Raw genomic sequence first — 4,951 nt, forward strand, 5'->3', positions numbered from 1 at the left:
GTGGGAGGGTCGGTCGGGGTGGTCATCGCTTCTCCTGGTGGCTCGATCCGGTGCCACCGACGGTTGCGCCCGATCCTGAACCGGACCTGAAGCCGGGCCACACCTTCAGCCGATCTTCAGCCGGCCGGCGCCGGGAGCAGCGCAGAATGGTGTGGTGACCGCGCGCGTACTCGTGGTGGAGGACGCCGAGGCGATCCGGGCCGCGGTGCTCGCCGGGCTCGCCGAGGCGGGCTTCGTCGGGTGCGGACGCGCCGACGGCCGCACGCTGGAGGAGGACCTCGAGGCGTTCCGGCCCGATCTCGTGGTGCTCGACGTCATGCTTCCCGGACGCGACGGCTTCACGCTGCTCGACGTGGTGCGCCGGCGCAGCGACGCCGGGGTCGTGATGCTCACCGCCCGGGACGCGGTCGACGACCGGCTGCGCGGGCTGCACGGCGGCGCCGACGACTACGTGATGAAGCCGTTCGCGCTGGCCGAGCTGGTCGCGCGGGTGACGGCCGTACTCCGGCGCACCGGCCGCACACCGTCCACCGTGGAGGTGGGCGACCTGCTGGTGGACGCCACCGCGGGTTCGGTGCGCCGTGGTGGCGTCCCGATCGAGCTGACGGCCACGGAGCTGCGCCTGCTCGACTACCTCGCCGCGCAACGCGGCCGCGTCGTGAGCAAGGGCCAGATCCTCACCAGGGTGTGGGGCTACACGGACTACGACCCGAACCTGGTGGAGGTGCACGTCTCCGCACTGCGCCGCAAGCTCGGCGAGCCGCGGCTGGTGCACACGGTGCGGGGGCTGGGATACGTGCTGCGTACCGACGGGCCGGAGGCGCCGGCGTGAACAGCACCGACGGGCCGGAGGCGCCGGCGTGAACAGCGCCACCGGGCCGGGAGCGCCCGCGTGACGGGCGCCGGGTCCCGGCTGCGCACGGTGTCCCTGCGCCGCCGGGTCACCGCGCTGAGCATGCTCGTGCTGGCCGCGGTACTGGTGGCGGTCACCGTCCTGGCCGACATCGTGTTCTCGACGCAGACCCGCTCCGGCCTGCGCGACGAGCTGGCGGTCCGGGCCGCGCTGGCCGGTCAGCTCGTCGCGCAGCGGGTCCCGGCTGCGGAGGTGGCCCGCCAGGTGGAGGCGCCCGGGATCCACGCCGTCGTCGTCGCGCCCGACGGGAGCGTGTACGACGGCGGGCCGGACGCGCCGAGACCACCGTGGCACGGGCCGGGCGGTCCGCGGCCGCCGTGGCAGCACGGTCCGGGCCGCCCCGGCGGGGGTCCCGACGCGGACGCCGGGCCGGGCGACCAGACGCTGCAGCAGCCGTTGGCGGACGGCTCCCGGCTCACGCTGGTGGCCGACGGCGGACCGGTGACGGCGGCGCAGCGGCTGCTGCGGCGCACGTTGCTGCTGCTCAGCATCGCGGCACTCGCCGTCGCCGGGGTGGTCACGCTGCTCACCACCCGCGTCGCGCTGGCCCCGCTCGACTCCATGACCGCACTGGCCCGGTCGATCACGCGGGGCAACCGCGGCCGCAGGCTCGCCCCGTCGCGTACCGACACCGAGCTCGGCCGGGCCGCATCCGCGTTCGACGCGATGCTCGACGAGCTGGAGGGCGCCGAGGCGGCGGCGCGGGCGTCGGAGGCACGCACCCGGCGGTTCGTCGCCGACGCCGCGCACGAGCTGCGCACCCCGCTGGCCGGGGTGCAGGCCGTGGCCGAGGCCGCCATCGCCCCGGGTCTGGACGCCGAGGAGCGCGACCGGCTGCACCTGTTGCTGCTGCGCGAGAGCCACCGGGCCGGCCGGCTGGTCGACGACCTGCTCGCGCTCGCGCGGATCGACGCGGGCATCGAGCTGCGCCGCGAGCCGGTGGACCTGCTGGAGCTGGCCCGTTCGGAGGCGGACCGGATCCGGTTGCTCGCGCCGGACCGCGAGGTCGAGGTCCACGGTGAGCCGACCGTCGTCCCGGGCGACGCGGCCCGACTGGGCCAGGTGGTGGGCAACCTGCTCGACAACGCGCGTCGCCACACACCCGCCACCAGCCGGATCACCGTCGACGTGACGGCGACCGGGAGGGGGACGGCCACGGTGCTGGTGGCCGACACCGGTCCCGGAGTGCCACCCGCCGACCGGGAACGCGTCTTCGACCGGCTCGTGCGGCTGGACGAGGCCCGCAGTGCTGACGACGGCGGTGCCGGGCTGGGGCTCGCGATCGCCCGCGGGATCGCGCGGGCCCACGGGGGCGACCTGCGCTGCGTCGAGCCGCCGGGCGGGGTGGGTGCGGCGTTCGCGCTGACCCTGCCGACCGCCTGAGCCGGCGCGCTCCGAGGTCAGTCGTCGTCGGGCAGGGTGGCCTTGCGGACGTAGAGCAGCCGGTCGCCGCGCTCGAGGGCGTCGACGGCCGAGGCGTCCACGCGGTGGAGGTGGTCACCGCGGACGACGCCGAGCACGATGTCGGGCAGGTGGCGCGGCGACCCCCCGACCTCCGACTCCTCCACCGGCCGCTCGCTGATCGCGAACCCGGCGTCGGGCGTCAGCAGGTCCTCCACCACATCGACGACGCTCGGCGTGGTGGTGGCCATCCCCAGCAGGCGGCCGGCCGTCTCCGCCGAGACGATCACCGAGTTGGCGCCGGACTGACGCAGCAGGTGCACGTTCTCCGACTCCCGCACCGCCGCCACGATCCGGACGTCCGGCGCGAGCTCCCGGGCGGTGAGCGTGACGAGCACCGCCGTGTCGTCCCGGTTGGTGGCCACGATGATCGCGGTGGCCTGCTGCAGGCCGGCGATCCGCAGCACGCTGGAGCGGGTGGCGTTGCCGGTGACGGTCACCAGCCCGAGCGCCGACGCGGCATCGAGCCGGGTGCGGTCGGTGTCGACGACGACGATGTCGGTGGGCTGGGCCCCGTCGCCGAGCAGCGTCTCGACCGCGGCCCGGCCCTTCGTGCCGTACCCGACGACGACGGTGTGGTTCCGCACGCGGGACCTCCAGCGCTCGATGCGAACTGCCTGCCGGGAGCGCTCGGTGAGCAGCTCGACCGTGGTCCCGACCAGCACGATGAGGAACAGCAGCCGCAGCGGCGTGATGACCACCGTCGTGAGCAGGCGTGCCTGTGGCGTGACGGGGACGATGTCACCGTAACCGGTCGTGGAGAGCGACACGGTGGCGTAGTAGAAGGCGTCACCCAACGAGATCGGGGTGTTGCTGTTGTTGTCGACGTACCCGTTGCCACCGAAGTAGACGACCAGCGCGGCGGCTGCCAGCGATCCGAACGCGACGGCGAGCCGCCGCAGCAGTGCCACCACCGGGCTGGCGGCGGTGTCGGGCATCCGGATGAGCCCCACCAGCGAGGGGTCGGCCAGCGGCCGGCGCTGATCGGTCACGGCGCGGAGAGTAGCTGTCGGACGCGGGGACACGCTCGTCGACCGACCCTGGCGTGGCAGGCGTCGCGTCGTTCACGGGATGATCTGCCGATGCGGGCACGAGAGCGACATGCCGCGGTGGGCCTGGCCACGCTGCTGACCACTGCGGGAGCGCTCCACTTCGCCGTGCCGCGCTGCTTCGACGCGATCGTGCCCGGATGGGTGCCGGGGTCGCCGCGGTCGTGGACGCTCGTGTCCGGGGCGGTGGAGCTCGGCGTGGCCGCGGCGGTCGCGGTGCCACGCACCCGGCGTCTCGGGGGCCTGGCGGCGGCCGGCCTGTTCGCCGCGGTGTTTCCCGCCAACGTCCAGATGGCGATCGACTGGAGGCACCGCTCCCCCCGCGAGCGGGCGATCGCCTACGGGCGGCTGCCGCTGCAGGTCCCGCTGGTCCTCTGGGCCCTGCGGGTCCGCCGGGACGCTCTCTAGGACAGATCCGTGACGAGCCCGGCCTCCGCGGCTCCCGCGGTCAGCTCGTCGAGACCGAACGCCGTCACCGGGTCCAGTGCGCCGCTGCCGCGGACCCCGTGCTCGGCCGCCCGGCCCGCCCCCCAGGCGAGCAGGCGCGCGGTGAACGCGTACGCGTCGGGCGCGGTCATCTGGGTGCGGGCGAGCAGGGTGCCGGTGCCGTCGAACACCTCGGCCATGACGTGCGACCGCATCCCGGCCAGCGCCTCGGGCGAGGGTGCGTCCGACGCCGTGCGCGTCACGAACCCGGCCACCGCGGCCAGCGCCCGCCCCGCGCCGGGCACCCGGCCGAGCAGCGGCGTGACCCGCGATCCGAGGTGCACGGCCTGGCTGGCCGCGCCGAACCAGCCGAGGTAGACGTCCACCGTCCGCAGCCCCGGGGCGAGCCGTGGCAACGCGAACTGCTCGCTGCCACCGACCGTCACCCCCGGCCGCGGTCGACCGGCCACGTCGAACGTGCGGAGCCGGGCGCCTGCCGGCTCGGTCCGCAGCGCGCCGTCGCGCCAGGCGTGCGACTGCTCGACCGCCGTACCCACCACCGACCGCAGCGTCCCGCGCGAGAACGCCTGCCCCCGCCCCGCGCCCGTGATGAAGTAGCCGACGTCCACCCGCACGGCGGCCGCACCCGCGTCCCGCAGCGCCAGCGCGCCGGCCAGCACTCCCGGCACGTAGTCGATGCCGAACGCGGTGAGCAGCGTCGCCCCCGCCCGCTCGGCCGCCGGGCCGTGCTGCTCGAACACCCGGCGGACGAACGGCGGCTCGCCCGTGGAGTCCAGGTAGATCGCCCCGGCGCCGATCGCCGCGGCCACCGCGGGACGGCCGAGCTGCAGGAACGGCCCGACCGTGCTGACCAGCACGTCGCCCTGCCCGACGAGCGCGGCGACCGAGCGCTCGTCGGTGACGTCCGCCGTGGCCGTCTCCAGGCCCCCGAGCCGGTCGGCGAGGGCCGCCAGCCGGGCCGGGTCGCGTCCGGCCAGCACGGGGCGCAGCCCCCGCGCCACCATCTCCTCGGCCACCCGTCCACCGGTGTAGCCGGTGGCGCCGAACAGGACGATCCTCGCGCTCACGCCCGGACCCTAAC

At 75.6% G+C, this 4,951-nt stretch carries 5 protein-coding genes; 3 read left to right on the plus strand and 2 right to left on the minus strand.

Annotation, left to right across the window (positions count from 1 at the left end; translation table 11 throughout):
* Positions 1-154 precede the first annotated feature (154 nt).
* Positions 155-832 (plus strand): response regulator transcription factor, encoded by a 678-nt coding sequence (locus tag HF577_RS36430; protein ID WP_169400553.1) that lies wholly within the window; start codon positions 155-157, stop codon positions 830-832.
* A gap of 60 nt (positions 833-892) precedes the next feature.
* Positions 893-2,296 carry a HAMP domain-containing sensor histidine kinase gene (locus tag HF577_RS36435; protein WP_312859617.1) on the plus strand — a complete coding sequence of 468 codons (1,404 nt, stop codon included), beginning with the start codon at positions 893-895 and terminating at the stop codon, positions 2,294-2,296.
* A 17-nt stretch (positions 2,297-2,313) separates the two neighbouring features.
* Here the strand turns inward: HF577_RS36435 and HF577_RS36440 are convergent, their stop codons facing one another.
* A complete protein-coding gene (locus HF577_RS36440) occupies positions 2,314-3,312 on the minus strand; it encodes a potassium channel family protein (RefSeq protein ID WP_169400557.1) in 999 nt (332 codons plus the stop codon).
* 144 nt (positions 3,313-3,456) lie between these two features.
* Here HF577_RS36440 and HF577_RS36445 point away from each other — a divergent pair, with 144 nt between their 5' ends.
* Positions 3,457-3,831: a DoxX family protein gene (locus tag HF577_RS36445; protein ID WP_169400554.1), complete on the plus strand. Its 375-nt coding sequence runs from the start codon at positions 3,457-3,459 to the stop codon at positions 3,829-3,831.
* Here HF577_RS36445 and HF577_RS36450 read toward each other — a convergent pair.
* The gene (locus HF577_RS36450; RefSeq protein ID WP_169400555.1) at positions 3,828-4,937 is read right to left on the minus strand and encodes a saccharopine dehydrogenase family protein; all 1,110 of its coding nucleotides are present in this window, start codon (positions 4,935-4,937) and stop codon (positions 3,828-3,830) included. The two genes, HF577_RS36445 and HF577_RS36450, sit on opposite strands and share 4 nt — an antisense overlap.
* Positions 4,938-4,951 lie beyond the last annotated feature (14 nt).

Origin of the sequence: Pseudonocardia xinjiangensis, from assembly GCF_012911925.1 — a bacterium.
Classification (GTDB): Bacteria; Actinomycetota; Actinomycetes; order Mycobacteriales; family Pseudonocardiaceae; genus Pseudonocardia; species Pseudonocardia xinjiangensis.